General features: G+C 40.2%; 19 protein-coding genes. 3 read left to right on the forward strand and 16 right to left on the reverse strand.

Annotation, left to right across the window (positions count from 1 at the left end; translation table 11 throughout):
* Positions 1-281: 281 nt before the first annotated feature.
* Together AC1DE7_RS09960 and AC1DE7_RS09965 are read left to right on the forward strand one after the other, a co-directional pair.
* Positions 282-977, forward strand: a complete 696-nt coding sequence (locus tag AC1DE7_RS09960) for a hypothetical protein (protein WP_477534256.1) — start codon at positions 282-284, stop codon at positions 975-977.
* Between the two features lie 18 nt (positions 978-995).
* Positions 996-1,550 (forward strand): hypothetical protein, encoded by a 555-nt coding sequence (locus tag AC1DE7_RS09965; RefSeq protein ID WP_477534257.1) that lies wholly within the window; start codon positions 996-998, stop codon positions 1,548-1,550.
* 79 nt (positions 1,551-1,629) lie between these two features.
* Here the strand turns inward: AC1DE7_RS09965 and AC1DE7_RS09970 are convergent, their stop codons facing one another.
* The 11 genes from AC1DE7_RS09970 to AC1DE7_RS10020 all read right to left on the reverse strand — a co-directional run bounded on the left by AC1DE7_RS09970 (position 1,630) and on the right by AC1DE7_RS10020 (position 9,876).
* Complete coding sequence (locus AC1DE7_RS09970) at positions 1,630-2,595, reverse strand: hypothetical protein (RefSeq protein WP_477534258.1); 966 nt, start codon at positions 2,593-2,595, stop codon at positions 1,630-1,632.
* A gap of 7 nt (positions 2,596-2,602) precedes the next feature.
* Positions 2,603-3,295: a hypothetical protein gene (locus AC1DE7_RS09975; RefSeq protein ID WP_477534259.1), complete on the reverse strand. Its 693-nt coding sequence runs from the start codon at positions 3,293-3,295 to the stop codon at positions 2,603-2,605.
* Positions 3,296-3,817: a hypothetical protein gene (locus AC1DE7_RS09980; RefSeq protein WP_477534260.1), complete on the reverse strand. Its 522-nt coding sequence runs from the start codon at positions 3,815-3,817 to the stop codon at positions 3,296-3,298. It lies immediately after the preceding gene.
* 172 nt (positions 3,818-3,989) lie between these two features.
* Entirely contained in the window at positions 3,990-4,715 is a 726-nt protein-coding gene (locus AC1DE7_RS09985) for a M15 family metallopeptidase (protein WP_477534261.1), read from the reverse strand.
* Positions 4,716-4,735: 20 nt separating this feature from the next.
* The gene (locus tag AC1DE7_RS09990; protein WP_477534262.1) at positions 4,736-5,005 is read right to left on the reverse strand and encodes a phage holin family protein; all 270 of its coding nucleotides are present in this window, start codon (positions 5,003-5,005) and stop codon (positions 4,736-4,738) included.
* A gap of 2 nt (positions 5,006-5,007) precedes the next feature.
* Positions 5,008-5,397, reverse strand: coding sequence for a hypothetical protein (locus AC1DE7_RS09995; RefSeq protein WP_477534263.1), 390 nt, complete (start codon positions 5,395-5,397; stop codon positions 5,008-5,010).
* A 67-nt stretch (positions 5,398-5,464) separates the two neighbouring features.
* Positions 5,465-5,641 carry a hypothetical protein gene (locus tag AC1DE7_RS10000; RefSeq protein WP_477534452.1) on the reverse strand — a complete coding sequence of 59 codons (177 nt, stop codon included), beginning with the start codon at positions 5,639-5,641 and terminating at the stop codon, positions 5,465-5,467.
* A 117-nt stretch (positions 5,642-5,758) separates the two neighbouring features.
* Positions 5,759-6,493, reverse strand: a complete 735-nt coding sequence (locus AC1DE7_RS10005) for a hypothetical protein (protein WP_477534264.1) — start codon at positions 6,491-6,493, stop codon at positions 5,759-5,761.
* A gap of 35 nt (positions 6,494-6,528) precedes the next feature.
* A complete protein-coding gene (locus AC1DE7_RS10010) occupies positions 6,529-7,095 on the reverse strand; it encodes a stalk domain-containing protein (protein WP_127549822.1) in 567 nt (188 codons plus the stop codon).
* Between the two features lie 42 nt (positions 7,096-7,137).
* Positions 7,138-9,339, reverse strand: coding sequence for a phage tail spike protein (locus AC1DE7_RS10015; RefSeq protein WP_477534265.1), 2,202 nt, complete (start codon positions 9,337-9,339; stop codon positions 7,138-7,140).
* A gap of 12 nt (positions 9,340-9,351) precedes the next feature.
* Positions 9,352-9,876, reverse strand: coding sequence for a phage distal tail protein (locus AC1DE7_RS10020; RefSeq protein WP_477534266.1), 525 nt, complete (start codon positions 9,874-9,876; stop codon positions 9,352-9,354).
* 166 nt (positions 9,877-10,042) lie between these two features.
* Here AC1DE7_RS10020 and AC1DE7_RS10025 point away from each other — a divergent pair, with 166 nt between their 5' ends.
* Complete coding sequence (locus AC1DE7_RS10025) at positions 10,043-10,753, forward strand: stalk domain-containing protein (protein ID WP_477534267.1); 711 nt, start codon at positions 10,043-10,045, stop codon at positions 10,751-10,753.
* Between the two features lie 140 nt (positions 10,754-10,893).
* Here AC1DE7_RS10025 and AC1DE7_RS10030 read toward each other — a convergent pair whose 3' ends face one another.
* The 5 genes from AC1DE7_RS10030 to AC1DE7_RS10050 form a co-directional block, all read right to left on the reverse strand.
* Complete coding sequence (locus AC1DE7_RS10030) at positions 10,894-11,160, reverse strand: hypothetical protein (protein ID WP_477534268.1); 267 nt, start codon at positions 11,158-11,160, stop codon at positions 10,894-10,896.
* Between the two features lie 12 nt (positions 11,161-11,172).
* Positions 11,173-12,210: a tail fiber protein gene (locus AC1DE7_RS10035; protein WP_477534269.1), complete on the reverse strand. Its 1,038-nt coding sequence runs from the start codon at positions 12,208-12,210 to the stop codon at positions 11,173-11,175.
* Positions 12,211-12,318: 108 nt separating this feature from the next.
* Complete coding sequence (locus tag AC1DE7_RS10040) at positions 12,319-12,462, reverse strand: hypothetical protein (protein ID WP_477534270.1); 144 nt, start codon at positions 12,460-12,462, stop codon at positions 12,319-12,321.
* Positions 12,463-12,464: 2 nt separating this feature from the next.
* Positions 12,465-12,803, reverse strand: a complete 339-nt coding sequence (locus tag AC1DE7_RS10045) for a hypothetical protein (protein ID WP_477534271.1) — start codon at positions 12,801-12,803, stop codon at positions 12,465-12,467.
* A 14-nt stretch (positions 12,804-12,817) separates the two neighbouring features.
* On the reverse strand, positions 12,818-14,773 hold the full coding sequence (locus AC1DE7_RS10050; RefSeq protein ID WP_477534272.1) for a tail fiber protein: 1,956 nt from the start codon (positions 14,771-14,773) through the stop codon (positions 12,818-12,820).
* Between the last annotated feature and the right edge of the window lie 5 nt (positions 14,774-14,778).

Genomic DNA, 14,778 nt, shown 5'->3' on the forward strand with positions numbered 1-14,778 from the left:
TCAAACTTATCACGAAAGTATCTTTTCCCCATGATCTTAATGGATACTTCGGTATAAGACTCCACCGGACCGCCATAGTCAATGATGTTCTCTCGATCGTCTAAAACATGCCAGACGGATACCCTAACCTGTATTAAGGCTGCCGTGAGGAAATCCATATCTGTTTGCAGTACTCTATATGTATTCATTCTCCCACATCCAGACATTTTTTTAGAAAATTATACCTAGTTCTGATAGACTATGTTCTGTTGTTAATTATTACTATATCAGGAGGAAGAAGATTGAAAAAGCCTATTCAGAAAAAATGGTGGTTTTGGCTTATTGTTGTGATTATAGTGGGAGGTATCTTCGGCAACAAAGATGAGGAGAAAACTGAAAAAGAAGAAGTTGCAGCAACCGAAGTTTCCACTCCGGCTGAAACCAAGTCAGAAACTGTTGTTGCTGAAAAATCTGCAACTAAGACCGAGGAAGTTAAGGTAGCAAAAGAGAGTGTAAAGAAGCAAGACAAAATACCAGGAACTTTGGGAATGACTCCGGAAGAATTTCGTAAATCGTTCAATCAACGCGCAGATGAGCTTAATAACTCCAAACTGAAAATTGGCAAGAAATTAAACATTGAAACTGGACCAGCTCAAGATGTATTCCAGTATATGACCACAGATTACATAGCTATAGCCGGATCAGTAAACAAAGCAGACGGATCATTACGTGATGTAATGATGATAGGTCAAGGTAATGGCACTCTTTCATCTGGAACAGATCTTGTTTTAACTATCGGTTTGGTAATACTCGCAACCAATCCAGACACACCATCAAAAGCTGTTGGTAATGTTCTTGATGACCTGGGTATTCTTAATGAAGGTGTGGATTGGACAACAATTAATGAATCAACAGAACTAAACGGAATTCGTTATAGAATAACTGGATCTGATGCTATTGGAATAATGTTCAGTGCTAGTGACGCAAAAGAGAAATAATTTATAAAGGAGACTACTATGAAAAGAGTACTAGCTTTACTCTGTGCCGTAACAATGTTTGGATTCATTTTTAATCCATCTTACGTTGATGCTGCTACAGTAAATCCAAAGACATTGTTAGAGAAGAAATTCCCTAGGGAGCATGTAACAGTCAGTAAATCATTAGATCTCAACGGAGACAATAAGAAAGAACACTTGTTGATCACTGACTCAGGCAATTTTTATTTGATTAACTCTAAAGGAGTTATCGTACTTATAGATACAAATTACTATAGCGATGAAGAACCTACAATTCATATCCTCAATATTTCGGCTAAAGAAAAGCATGTAGCTGTTACTCTGGACTATTTACCCTCGAATACTGAACTGCTCGTTTACAAGTATCAGGATGGTACTCTTAAAAAGAAGTTGTCTGTTATGGGTGATGTTGGGATAAATATTTCGAAAACCGGGGAAATAATGCAACTGTGGAAGAGCCACTACCCAGAAGGTGGATGGGAGATCGCTGTTGCAAACTATAAATGGGACAGCAAGAAAGGTAAGTATGTAGGTTCAGGTAATCTACCACAGTAAATAGAAAGTCTCTCTTATCATTTGACAAGAGAGACTTTTTGTTACTTCCTTTTGCTTTCTGTTAGGGTGTCCAATGCAATCAAACTGAAATTTCCAATTCAGATCTTACTCTACTGATAATTTGGTCTCCAATTGAGTTCCTAAACTCTTCTTTAGTCGTCTCGTTCCAACGTCCTTCTTCTTTTGACAGTTCATATGACCTGAACAAGTCAGGCAATACTTTTGTGTACATTAATATTGTTAAGAGAATTTCTCTAGAAGTTCCATGATAAGCATTTGAGAACATTCCTTCGTACTCGTAATTGCTAATAGTAAGATAGCCGGTCTCTCCTAAATGGACAGGAATCCTTTCATTCTCGTATTGTATAGCCAAGCTGAGCGATTTAAAAGGATCGTCTGAAAACAAGAATGCCAAAGTACTTAAAATTGCGGATATCCTCTCTCCTTCACCTGACATTCTGTGAATTGTGTCTTGAGTAGTCCCATGGAATCCAGTCCAAGAACGAATATAGATTACAGGATTGCTGGAAGCTACTCTATTATTCCTAGTAAAGGCATTCAATAACCAGTAATAAAAATCTTGATGGAGTTTATAATCTATGGGTTCTCTAGTCTTAGAACCCCAAAGTTCTTCAGGAAGCAAATCATTTATGTATGTATTTAAATTGGCGCTTAACGGCATCAAAACTGCCACATAAACAAAGTCTCCCATCTCAAAAAAAATGGAATTAAATTTAGCAGTATTAATACGTTCTGACTTATCTTCTATAAACACATCACCATCATACCAACCGTTTTCTCTTTTAGCACGTTCGTTATGACCATGAGCAATTATAAATCTAACAGTCTCTCTAGTTCCAGCCATTAGCTCACTAATCCCCAAATCAAATTGATCTACACCTAACCATCGTTTAGTCAAAGGTTCATGCGCAGGCCAATCATCGTGATCTACAGTGTCATCTAAAATTGAATTGCTTTCTAAGATTATTGCAGCCTGTCTTAAGCTATCAATCTCATTAAGTTTCACAATCTGTGCTGTAAACATTCATACACTACCCTTCTTTTAAAATAATCTCAAACTTTTTTTCTTTCACCTCTATCATAAGTAACTTGACAAGAAATGAAAAGGCTTTATTGTCATCGAAATTCAATTTTGGAATAATATATGCCTTTTTCGAAAAAGTTGCGCTTGGTGTAATGTACATAGGAACATCAAAATGCATCTCATGCTCCATTTCTCCAATTGAGTACAATAAGGGTGCCTTCCAATCATTCTCATTCATTGTTCCACCCATTTGGGCAGATTTACTTTCGTTTATTTCTAGTGTGATCCATCTGCTCCAGTGTATTTCTAAGTAAGGTTTCGTCAGCTTTTTCATATATAGATGTTTATAATTGACCTGAACTTTCAATGTGAGCTTGTGTAACTTTTGCTCATTAGCATAAATCGTTATTGAATTATTTTTATCTGGATGCGACTGGTCAATGATTGCGAAAGAAATTGATATTGGCTTTTCTATCTTAGTCAAAATCCATTCAAAACATTTTATGAGAAGATTATAAATTAGAAGTAGCAACGCGAGGTCAAGTGCAATCATTCCATTATCAGGGATATCCTTGCTAATTTTAAAAGAATCATAAATATAAGAGAATGGTCTTATATCGAAAAACCACATTATAGCAAGTGTCGCTGGAGACCCACTAATAGAGAGAATATATTTCAGTATGTTAAGTGTTTTCTTCATTCAAACACCTATAACCGAACTAATTATAGGATCTATAGCTTCATAATCCTGAACATCCTCTACCAAAACAGTGCCATTGTTGTAAATAGAACAGTGGTTGCCTAGTTGGTTAGAAAAAGATATTTTCTTGGGTATAATACTCATTTTTTCATCAAAATTTTCAATCTCTTTGAATAAACCTCCAAGGTCCTTTCTGTTATAGTCGTCCCCCCTAAGTAAATCGTTAATATATTGCTGATCTTCGTCTCCCAACGGAGGGTCAAATTCAAACGAATTTACTCTCAGATTCATGTTGTTTAATCTCTCGATTACTTTTTGGAATTTAAATGGTGTAAAAATTACCTGCTTTAATCCAGAAGAGAAGGTTTCATTTAGCATCTTTGTATAACCTTTAGGCGAAACATAATCATAAGATATTATGACGTATTTTTGTTTTGAAAAAGCTATGTCATTACTTATGTCATTCTGATCGAGTTTGTATGACGTTGAGGTGGTCAAGAATATCTTTCCCATGGGATCCATGATATTCACTCCTAGCGGATATTGATTGTAAATAAATCCATTATACACTTAAAAAAACATTATTCAAATCTAATTCTTTATACCTAAACAATAACCAAAATAGGTCTAAAAGACTCTTTATGTATCAATTACGTTCCTATTTTTAAGAGTTAGGAACGTAATTAAAAAACACTTATTTTCTAATGTTATTCTCATTTCTGTACATAATGACGATTTGCCGCCAGAAATCATAAGATCCTTTATTATCAGTTATACACTCTTCATAATATTCATAAGCTTCTTCTGCCCACTTAGGACATTCCATGTTCTCTTTAGCCTTCTGAGCCGCGATCCACTTGGCCTGAGATTCAACTGTAGCCTTTAGTTCCTCCATTTGTTTCTTTTCTTCTGACGTCATTGGTTTGTCCTCCTTGTTTTGTAATTTTGCCATAACAGCATTAATTTTCGCCTGTGTTGGACGCTGCCCAGAACGGTATTGCACTGTTGATAAACCAAAGTCCATTTGCAAATGAGGATAGTCAGGGAAGCTCGCCCAATCTCCACCCCATGTGAAGCCCAACCCCTTGCCGATCTCAGCGACCTGGAGCCAATCAGACCGTTTGTCTCCGTTGCCGTCCCGCACTGTGTCCCAACTTACTGATTTACCGTCAGGCATGAGCAACACATAATCCACGGCCACACCAAAATTGTGATAACTGTATCCACCGCGTGCGTTAGTTACAACCTTCCCTGGCTTGCTTCGACCCTGTGCATACAAAGCGTCTTGCTCTGCTATGGTCCGCAATCCCTGCGTGATGACTATCGGGATTCCAATAGCAAAAGAGCGCTGTATAAGCCGCTCCGTAGCTGTACGCACGACAGGCAATAAACCTGTCAGCCTGGCAGCAGACTTACTCATTACATAATCCAATGTGAGAGTCATTGCCGATCAGCTCCCTTTTGAGTCTGCTTAGCCAATTGATTACCATAGACCGCCACAGCACCAACTAAGATGCCTTGAACCACGCTTTCCACCGAAAGTCCCAACATCAACAGCACAAACACGATTGCTACCGCAGTAACGATAAAAATAATCGTCCAGTCCGGTACCCTTGGTGTCTTCTTCAACACAAAGCCGATGACCCAACATGCTGCCAAAACAATAATTAATTTCGCATCGATCAAGCCGTTAATAATTTCCCATTCCACAATTACATTCCTCCTAGCTTAATTCCGGCCCATACAGCCGCAACAATAAGTCCAGTTACTCCAGTTAAAGCCGCTCCGTACACGGTACGTCTCAACCACTTTTGGTCCTCGTCATGCTTATTTAAACGCGACAATGCATCTGCTGCATCACGCTTTGCATCATGAGCAACATCGGCTGTCTTCTTCAGAGCGGATTCAATCTCAACAATTCGAAGAGTCATTTGTTGGACCGCCTGCAATGCTTCCTTGGCTATTTCTCTGACTTCAGCTACGCCCGGAGCCAAAGCAGCCAAAGGTTTCAACGCTTCCTCAATCCGAGCTAATTGGACCTTTAAATCAACAATCGTGTTCACATCCTGCATGTCATTCACACCTCCTGGTATGGCTTCCATCGTTTTCCCCCATCTCTCTGTTCAGGAAATGTTTCCTGCCCTATTCAATTGTCTTTGTGCATTCTTTTTATTCTTGAATCTCAATTGCTGCCAGTGCATTCCCAATCTCCAAATCTAAAGCTGTCAGAATCTCTTTTTGATTAAGTGGATGCGAGCTAAGAACCGCAGAGATTACTTGGGTCAGTTCTTCAACCGGTTTATTCAAATCCATTTCAACTTGGAGTGTATGTGTCATCTTTGCCAAGACCTTTCCTCCTCTCTATACGAAAATAAGCCCCTTCCAATTAAGGAATAGGGCTTTCTATAGATTCATCTTATTTGATTATTAATGCTTCTGTACTACGGATCATCAAGTATAAACTTAAATGTACCCTTTCTTTTTGTTTTCTAACGCTAATTGACACGGCTTACATAGCCATCGATCTTCGTAATAGTATACTTTTGTGTTTAAATAGCACTTGCTACAAAAGTAATAAGAGGTTTCATTAGTTTTATTATCTGTAACTTCAGACGCAATTTCAATCCATTCCTCCTCAAAATAAAAACCGTTTTCAGTTTTGATTATATCAACAAAATACGAAAATTCATCTTTGTTGATCTTATTCCAAGCATTTGAGGGTGACGTTCCATATGAAGTCTCGAATAGTTCCGATCCAAATTTATTAAAGAGGAGACATCTGTAATTGAACTCATTAGTAAATTCAATTACAGACAATGTCACACTCAAATCATTTTTATTACAATAACACTCGCCTCTAAATACAACTACTCTATGACATTTTGCACATCTTGCTTTTGGAACCCATTCTTCTTCAAAATCATCATCGCCCTCATATTCTCTGAACAATGTGTATTTAATTGAATTTACCGTGAATTGAAACTTTGATTTTGTTTCATAAAAATCCTGAATTCTAGTTTCATTAGATATTATTAAATCATCTTTATCAAATAGAATAAGCACTAAAGTGTCACCGTCTAAGATAATATCCTTAGCTTCGGCTATGTAACCACTTTTCGTGCTATCTCCTACCCGCCATAGCAATGCTCTCCCAGTCAAACTTGAAAATGATTCAACCATCTCTTTAAGTCCTGCCAACTTTTATCACCAATTTCAAATTTAGATTTCTATGTTTATTTAGCAGTAAGTAATGCTTCATCAATTAGTTTTAATTCCTTCTCATATTTTTCAATGTCCTCGTTATACTGTGCAAGTTGCTTTTCTTTTGCAGCAACTGCATCATTTGCACCAAAAGTTTTTAATTCTTCGATATCTGTTTGGATTTTATTTTTACCTTCATTTGTTGGATTTAATATGTTTGCTAAAATACTTTCTTTAAGTTGTTCTAAACTTCTTTTTGTATCTCCAATATACTTGTTATTGACATTCGCTTTTGTATCGATCACTACATTCTGATCAGTCTTAGAAATTGACGTTATATTAATTGTCTTGCCTTCCACTGATACATCAGCCCCCAATGCTTCAGACAAGGCGCGAGCCGGAACGTTAGCTTTAGAATCAATCACAGCTCCCTTGTCAGATAATTTTTTGCCATCAACAACAATTGTATATTCTCCTGTAACCTTTTTCCCAACAAGCGATTTGACCTGATCCGCAAACGCCCCTGCGGTTGTCGAAAAAACTATTCCTATAATGATACCACCAGCGATATATGCAACTTTATGAGCGAACCTCTTCATCATTCTACCTCCGTATTGGTGCAATTTACCTATTATGATACATTACGGAGACGAAGTTGAGAAGGTTCCGCCCCAGCTTGATACACCAGAAATTCCATGATTGTGGGTTGGTAGGGTGACACTGTGACTATGGTTGTTGAACAAGCGAGTGAGATTATCTATATCTGATTGTAAATTTGTTAATCTCTGTCTCAATCCGCTTACATCATCTATTGCTAGTGTCAATCCACTAGTCTGTCCACTAAAAATCACACGACCATATAGCCTTATGGGATTGCCCGTATTGTTAGATCCCAAGAACAGATTGTTACTGAAAATAGTCAATTGTCCGCTTGAGTCATAAGAGTTAATCTCCCCTACTGATGAACCATTTGTATCCCTAAAAATAATTGCCGCTACTGCTGCATCATCTGTAGTAGCGATTTGGATGCGTACTCTATTCCCAGCATCATATGAACGGAACCCTACACTGTCTTGCTCTATCCGTCTACCGCTTGCTGCCGTACGGATCAATGCCCCAGTAATTGTACCACCATTAATATTTGTACCTGTTACTGTAGATGCGGTAATAGATCCTGAGAAGTTTGCTCCTACAGCCGACATTATCCCTCCTGAAGTAACTGTGAACATCCCATTGCCTACGTTTATTGAGGAACCAACGATGGCCCCGTTTTTAAAGTTGGAGTACTCAATGTTGGCATAGTTGGCGGTTAAGCTATTCGCAATCAAATCGCCCTTCATGTTCAGTCTGAAAGGTGCGCTATTAAATGACGATGCCCCTGCTGCAATACCATTCGTGTTGATCTGTACAATGTCCTCACCATTACCGATCAGCATAGAGACAAAGTTACCGAGTTGACCTATTACTTGCTCCGCTACAACGCCTCTGGCTGTAATGGCAGCACGTATCGATTTCCAGCCATCTGTCGATATCCCTATCCCTTTAGAAGTCAATCTGACTTGTTCCAGAGGATTCGTTTTCTCTTGAGCAAGTATTCCGCCTTCTGGTGGATAGATCAGCTCGGTTTTGCTGTTGTTGATGTCAATGACCGCTTGCTTGGCAAATGATTCAAAGACATCCGTCCGGATCTTCCCGTTTGAAAATAGGTTATTGGTGATATTCTTATTTCGTTCTAGGTCACTGATAATATCATCATAATCTCTCAAGTTCAGATTGGAGATTGTTGGTTCAGCATGCTTATCCATACTATATGGATACTCGGTAAGTTCTGTAATACGAGCCTTCATCCGGTTCATGCCCATGTCCGGGTCGATACACATGACATCATCACCCAAATGAGGCTTGGGTTCGGTGTGATCGATTTTGAACAAGTCTGCCGTGGATATAGTTGCCTCCAGAGAAACAACCTCTTGCTCAAGCAGCGCCTTACGTGTAGCCTTCAGCAAGTCCTCTGCTTCCTCAATATCCTGTTCGATGATCTCTCCATCGTAAAATGGAACCGAATCACTCGCCCAGTACTGTGCAAAGGGAGATATGAGATAATTGACCGCCAGCTTTCCGTTCACAATTGTTCCTGGTACGCTCGACAATAGGATTCTTTCCAGATCCGTCAGCAAGGAAGCATCCATACCGATGAATGTCCGTCCATCCTTCATTTGAGCATACATCCGGGTTACAAGGGATTCGCCTTTGTCCTTGAAGGAACTGGATACAATATTCTTTTTAAGCCGGTACTGCAATCCGTGATCTGATCCAATTCTCTTCTTGAGGTTAATCACAAAATTATCAGGTTCAACTTCACATTCATACATTTCCACAATCCGGTTCAGAGCTTCAAGACATGTCCCCCGCCCAAAATCCTTAACGTCATGTAGATCAAACGTATCGTGGATAACAAATGTGAATCTCCCACCAGTGGCTTTTGTAATCAATTCTGTCAGTTCGTTGAGATGTACGCCATAAGCTTCATCAATATATGACGAGTACGGAAACTTGAAGTCATTCAGTTTGAACATAATGTGGTTGCAATAGATTGAAGCCATCAGCTTCCGACCTTCACGGGACCGGCTCCGGGACTGAATGACATAAAATTGGCCACGTTCGTCTTGAACGTGGCCTTTGATTGCTATTTTTTCGCGGTAATCATCTGAGGTCATTGGGACCATAAATGTTACTTCATAGTCACTGTTAATACGTCTTCTTCGTTGTATCTCTGAACTATCAACCAACGTACCTACACTCCGGATGTTCTTGTCGAATACTTTCATTGTTGGATTAGGCATATTACACCTCAATTAATAAAGGAATTTGTCTCTATGTGTAACACGAATCAGAACGTTTCTACCTGTTTCAGGGTCTGTCCATGTGAGATTGTTTTCCCCAAGGTTTAAATCAAAGAAATCACCTTCAACAAGTAAATGTGAAGCATTCACTCCGTTTTGGGTGATTTTATACGTATTAGCATCAATAATAACTTGATCACCTGGTTTAAATGGTCCTGTGAATTCAAGGAATTCCACATGGTACCTACTCCCCTTGGCGACTGCCCCAAAACCTACATCCATTACAGCCCGTTTGGTAATCTCACGGACAAAATCAGCCTTAGCTCCGGCAGCTACATCCATAACGGCCGCAAATGATATTTCACGGACAAAATCTCCTGCCGCTCCCGCATTGACATCCATAACCGCCGAACCCGTCATTTCCATCGTTGCAGAAGCACCAGCAGATCCTGATATGTCAGCAACTGCCCGGCCAAAGACGAATACGGATATTTGGCGGTTAAAGGCCATGCGGTTAAATCCCCCTCGATTAAACATGGCCTTCCCTCCTTCATTTTTATTCCCTCGACCCAGCCGGCAAAACCGATGTGATTTCATTTAGGCAAACATATTAAGTACCGTCTTTTTGGGAGAGGTGCTATAAACTTTTTCCAGTGTTTACCGAAATAAAGTGTATACCCCATTTATAAAGGAGACTCACACTTTGAAAAAATCATTATTTAAAACAGTGGCTACTCTCGGTATTGGCATGATGATCGGATCAGCAACCCTTGCTGCTGCAGCCCCCTCTACGGTTAATGCCATATTGACCAAATTTTCATTCGCTGTTGATGGCAAGGAACAAAATTTGCAATCTGACACGCTGGTTTATAACGGAAAAACATACTTGCCTATTCGTGATGTTGCAGAAATGACTGGTTACAAATTAATTTATGACAAAGAGCAAAAGAAAATTGAGTTTGAAACTAAAGGGGAATCGTTTTTGAACAACAATTCCTCCACTCCCCCTAGCATTAGCACTACAAACCAACCACAAACCAAGATTTACAATGTAGGCGATGTTGTCAAAACACCTTATTTTGACATTAAAGTTACAGGTGTTAGATATGATAGTAGTTTCAATGACTCACCTGCAGGAGAAGGTGCTACATACGCGATTGTTGAATTCGATGTGTTAGTTAAAAAAGAACCAACAACATTTCCAAAATGGGCTTCCATCCATTTTATTGATATCTATACTTTAGATACTGGAGTCGAGTATATGGGTGGAACAACCGCTTCGGGAAATATTACTGTAAACGAGTGGTCAAGTGTATCTGTTGGTAAGTTGATTAAGCCAGGCGTAAAAGTTTCTGATGTTAAAATTTCTGATCCAATACTTCGCGACAGAAACTACTACACTGTGAAATTCTAATAATCTCAGCGCCTTTTACTTAGCAAAAAAAGTTTGTGCACATAGAAGAACAACACCCCAGCTATAATTGTGGGGTGTTTGTAATTTTTGAGTACTCTTCTGACCACTCCAGAGGGCATAAACTAGCTATCCATTTTTTTTCATGACCACAGATTAATATCGGACTGAATCAATATCAGTTCAGTAAAGCCATAATTATTCTTAATGGATTCGGTAATCATGTTTTTGGAAATGTCAGCAGAACTTAACCCTTTTATTATCCCATCTTCGATTATCTCGCCAAAGAATTTCACAAAAAAATCATAAATAGTGGACGTTGTTTCGTTCCAAATAATCATTGTAGATCCAGCAATCTCTGAATATTTCAACTCATAATTCTCTTTGATAAATCCATCAACAGTCTGCATATTTCCTCACCCTTATCTAAAAGATTTATATTCCATTGTAGCGCTTGTAGGAGAAAAGTTTATCAATACAAGTAATGCAGTGTCGCCTAGAATTGCCCTGAAGTTATTTTGTATATCCAGATTCGCCCTATTCCATAATCCGCCATTCGCCTGATTGTTCAATGCGGCTCCCTGTGCCGATCCTGACCTATAAACCATAGATACAGAGGGTATAAAAGGTTGCGGTAAATCCATTTGAGTGCCTGGTGGAATATTAGACATAGATGACTGGTACACTTGGGCAGTTTGTCCTGTTACAGTAAATGCTGAGTATATACCAGCAGGGAAGTTTTGCGGCGAAGGTGTTGGTGTTATAATAGTCGTATTTCTTTCAGGTAAGGTTCCAGTTACAAACCCAGATTCAGTCCCTATTGTTTTGCCTGCTCTGACATCCCCCGCTACCGCTGTACCATACTCACCTCCTTCACCCTGTAAGATAAAATTTGTGCCATTGTAGACCACCGAATACACAGCGGTTGCCCGGAGTGCATTTGCTTTTAGGAGGCTCCCATCAGGTTTTAAGATATTCCTTAGGCCAAGGCCATTGACATCGAGATGCACATAGCTAGTATTAGTTTCATTTATCATGATGGTGGCTCTTAAACCAGCAACAAGAGCGGTGGGTGCAGGCGTAAGAGTGACTGCATAATTGTATACGCTGGTTTTAGTGGTTATCCCGAATCCATCTCTGTTATTAATGATAGCCTGTGCATCTTGAGCTGCTGTGACTGCTGCGCTACCACGGTCGTATGCTTCTTTTACAGCTTTCTCTGTCGCGGCTACCGACTCGGACGTTCCGTCAGTCTTGCTAGACAACTGCACCTTACCTTTCTGAGTCAGTGATGCATCAGGAATGTCCATCTCGTTGACCAATTGGCGAAGTTCTTCCACATCTTCTCGTGTTGCAACACCCTCATCAATCTTCTCAAAGATGGCATTAATACCTACTCGGCTTACACTTTCATTCCCCAAAGGGAGGGGAAGTTTTAAACGTTTCGTTTCAATTGGCATGATTAATTCCTCCTTTTTGTTGTTATTAGGTCTATACGACTTAGCTTGTAAGTTGTTAAATGGTCTGGAATTAGACATAAAAAAAGCGCTCCGATGTTGGAACGCTTTTTACACTGCTGCTGTGCCGTTGACAACTTCAGTTACAACGACTTTCAGATTAAATAATGGTGGCACTTGATCCAATTTGTAAACATCACTCAGCACAAGACCAACCCACACTTTTACCAAGCCGCTTTCCTTTGTAAATGTCATAGTTACTCACCTCCTCCCATGACTGCTGCCATAACCAAACTCAGCTCAGATACAGCCTGTCTCAATTCAGCATTATCTTTCTGCAACTGAGCAAATCTTTCGTTCGCCAACTCTTCCTCCGTTTTTGGAGCAGGAGAGTACTCATACTCAAAATCCAACGTTTCTGTGTTGTAATAGGTCGTTGCATACATGCCCGGTTTGTAAGGCGCATCCGGTACAGATTCAACTACGTAACCTTCCTTGAAAACGTCAGGTTCTGATTTTTCAATCGCTTCCGGGTCATAGTGTCGTAATGCAACCATCATTAACTTTCTTTTTTTTTCTCCGTGAATAAAAATCATGGTCACCATCTCCTTTAAGGTTGTATCTGCATCTGGTTCGCATATAGTGTGGTTGTCGAATTCAAACAAAGGATCACATTGTTAGGAGGGTCAGACGTAAATTGCATCATCTTCCCGCTGCTTAATCTACCATCTAATTGCGGTTGGGTAGCATGTTTGATAAAAACAGGAAACTCTCCTGACTGAAGCGCACCTGAGAAAGATAAAGTTTTTATAGAATTCAGACGGGCTAGATCGTTGGTGGAAGAGGAATTTTCGGTTGTCAACCCGTTCAATTTGTTGAACATATAGATGAAGTTATTGTAAAAAATTATGTCCGCAACAAAGCTCGCAGCTCCTGAAGAAACTTGCGTGTCCCAAGATTTAACCACAGTCCAAGATAAGCAGTAAATCCTGCCAGCTGTTGAGCTGACGTAAAAACCGCCAACCCCGTTCCCAACTAACCCAGTCCCGCTCAAACCTTCGTCTGACCAAATTGAAATGCTATACTGGCTCGTTGTCGGGGCATTCGGACCTTTTGTCAACCGAATTAAATACGGGCTATTTTGAGAACCTGCAATGAAGTAAATCCAATCACGATAGATAACGATATCCGTGTTTACGGACATCTGGGTCCATCTCCATGTATCTGACGCCGTTGTTGCCGTCGAAGAAAAACTATCATCGATTGCCAGCCTCGCCACGCCTCCGTTAGATGAGGTTACGAAAATAGCTCCATCAGAATCTATTTGTATGTCCATCGGAATGTAACTTCCGGTAGTATAAGCATACCTACGAACAAGCGATCCATCCGAGGTGTATTTGACAATGGACGGATCAGACCATTGAGTGTTGTAAAAGTATAGGCATACTCCCCCGTCTCTTGTTCCAGTTATGGGAATGCCTAAGCTCGAAAGGGTATTCGAAGTACCGACTCCGATGCGCCATATCAATTTCCCGAAATTGTCGTATTTAGCCAGCCAGACATTAGTTAGTTCCAGGTAAACAATGTAATAACCCGATCCGTCTTTGGCTTGGGTTAGTCCCATCGGCACGGTGGTATTCCCGCTTGTATTAGGCGGCAAGATGTTTGTCTTAGGAACCATATCCGTTAGACCCATTTTGGCGTAAGGTATCATATCTCCTGATGCATAACTGACGCGAGTCCCCACCGCTTCGCCGTCATCATTCGTAAACGTTTTTCCGAGCACTACATCAGAGGGCAGTGCATTTCCAGCCCCCCCTTCACCCTGTAAGATAAAATTTGTGCCATTGTAGACCACCGAATAAACCGAATCGACTTTGAACGCCCCGGAAGTCATGGCACCACCGTTTGACTTCAAGACGCTTTTAGGACCAAATCCATTTACATTGATCGTCACTGCTCCAGTATTTGCAGCATTGACTTTGATTGTCACACGTAAGCCAGCAACCAGTGCAGTTGGTGCAGGGGTAGCCGATACGGAATACGCATTGCCAGAATTAGTTGTTATACCGTATCCATCTCTGTTATTGATAATAGCTTGTGCAGCTAGTCCAAGATCATATGCTTTTTTCACAGCACTTGGCGTGGCAGCTTTATCTACATCTTGGCTGTCTGTTGCTTCTGATAGTTGGACATTACCCTTATCTATTAAAGAGGCGTCCTGTGGTGCAGGAATATTGTCCAAACGATTATCCAAGTCCTCAATGTTGGACTTAAATGTGTTAAAGTCATGGGCTGTAAAAAAACGGGCAATCTTCGTGCCTGCCACCCATGATTGTGCCATTCCTTCAAATCCTCTGGTTACACCCGTGAGCGTGTTCCCCGTCTTGCCTGTGTAAAGTATTGTTTCAGCATTTTCATTAGCCGGATCAATAACCAGCTCATTCGGAGCATCCGGCAAAACAGAACCATCCAGTACAGTTATGCTGGTTTGCGTATCATCTATTGCAGCAACCAATTCGGTTTGTCTACTATTGGCCGTTGCTGGGTACATGGTTTTTAGCAAAACTC

Source organism: Paenibacillus sp. 10L310 (assembly GCF_056395745.1).

Excerpts from the sequence above, each read along its gene's own strand:
- AC1DE7_RS09965 (WP_477534257.1), top strand. The coding sequence starts at position 996 with ATGAAAAGAGTACTAGCTTTACTCTGTGCCGTAACAATGTTTGGATTC.
- AC1DE7_RS09970 (WP_477534258.1), bottom strand. The coding sequence starts at position 2,595 with ATGTTTACAGCACAGATTGTGAAACTTAATGAGATTGATAGCTTAAGA.
- AC1DE7_RS09975 (WP_477534259.1), bottom strand. The coding sequence starts at position 3,295 with ATGAAGAAAACACTTAACATACTGAAATATATTCTCTCTATTAGTGGG.
- AC1DE7_RS09980 (WP_477534260.1), bottom strand. The coding sequence starts at position 3,817 with ATGGATCCCATGGGAAAGATATTCTTGACCACCTCAACGTCATACAAA.
- AC1DE7_RS09985 (WP_477534261.1), bottom strand. The coding sequence starts at position 4,715 with ATGAGTAAGTCTGCTGCCAGGCTGACAGGTTTATTGCCTGTCGTGCGT.
- AC1DE7_RS09995 (WP_477534263.1), bottom strand. The coding sequence starts at position 5,397 with ATGGAAGCCATACCAGGAGGTGTGAATGACATGCAGGATGTGAACACG.
- AC1DE7_RS10010 (WP_127549822.1), bottom strand. The coding sequence starts at position 7,095 with ATGAAGAGGTTCGCTCATAAAGTTGCATATATCGCTGGTGGTATCATT.
- AC1DE7_RS10015 (WP_477534265.1), bottom strand. The coding sequence starts at position 9,339 with ATGCCTAATCCAACAATGAAAGTATTCGACAAGAACATCCGGAGTGTA.
- AC1DE7_RS10020 (WP_477534266.1), bottom strand. The coding sequence starts at position 9,876 with ATGTTTAATCGAGGGGGATTTAACCGCATGGCCTTTAACCGCCAAATA.
- AC1DE7_RS10030 (WP_477534268.1), bottom strand. The coding sequence starts at position 11,160 with ATGCAGACTGTTGATGGATTTATCAAAGAGAATTATGAGTTGAAATAT.
- AC1DE7_RS10035 (WP_477534269.1), bottom strand. The coding sequence starts at position 12,210 with ATGCCAATTGAAACGAAACGTTTAAAACTTCCCCTCCCTTTGGGGAAT.
- AC1DE7_RS10040 (WP_477534270.1), bottom strand. The coding sequence starts at position 12,462 with ATGACATTTACAAAGGAAAGCGGCTTGGTAAAAGTGTGGGTTGGTCTT.
- AC1DE7_RS10045 (WP_477534271.1), bottom strand. The coding sequence starts at position 12,803 with ATGATTTTTATTCACGGAGAAAAAAAAAGAAAGTTAATGATGGTTGCA.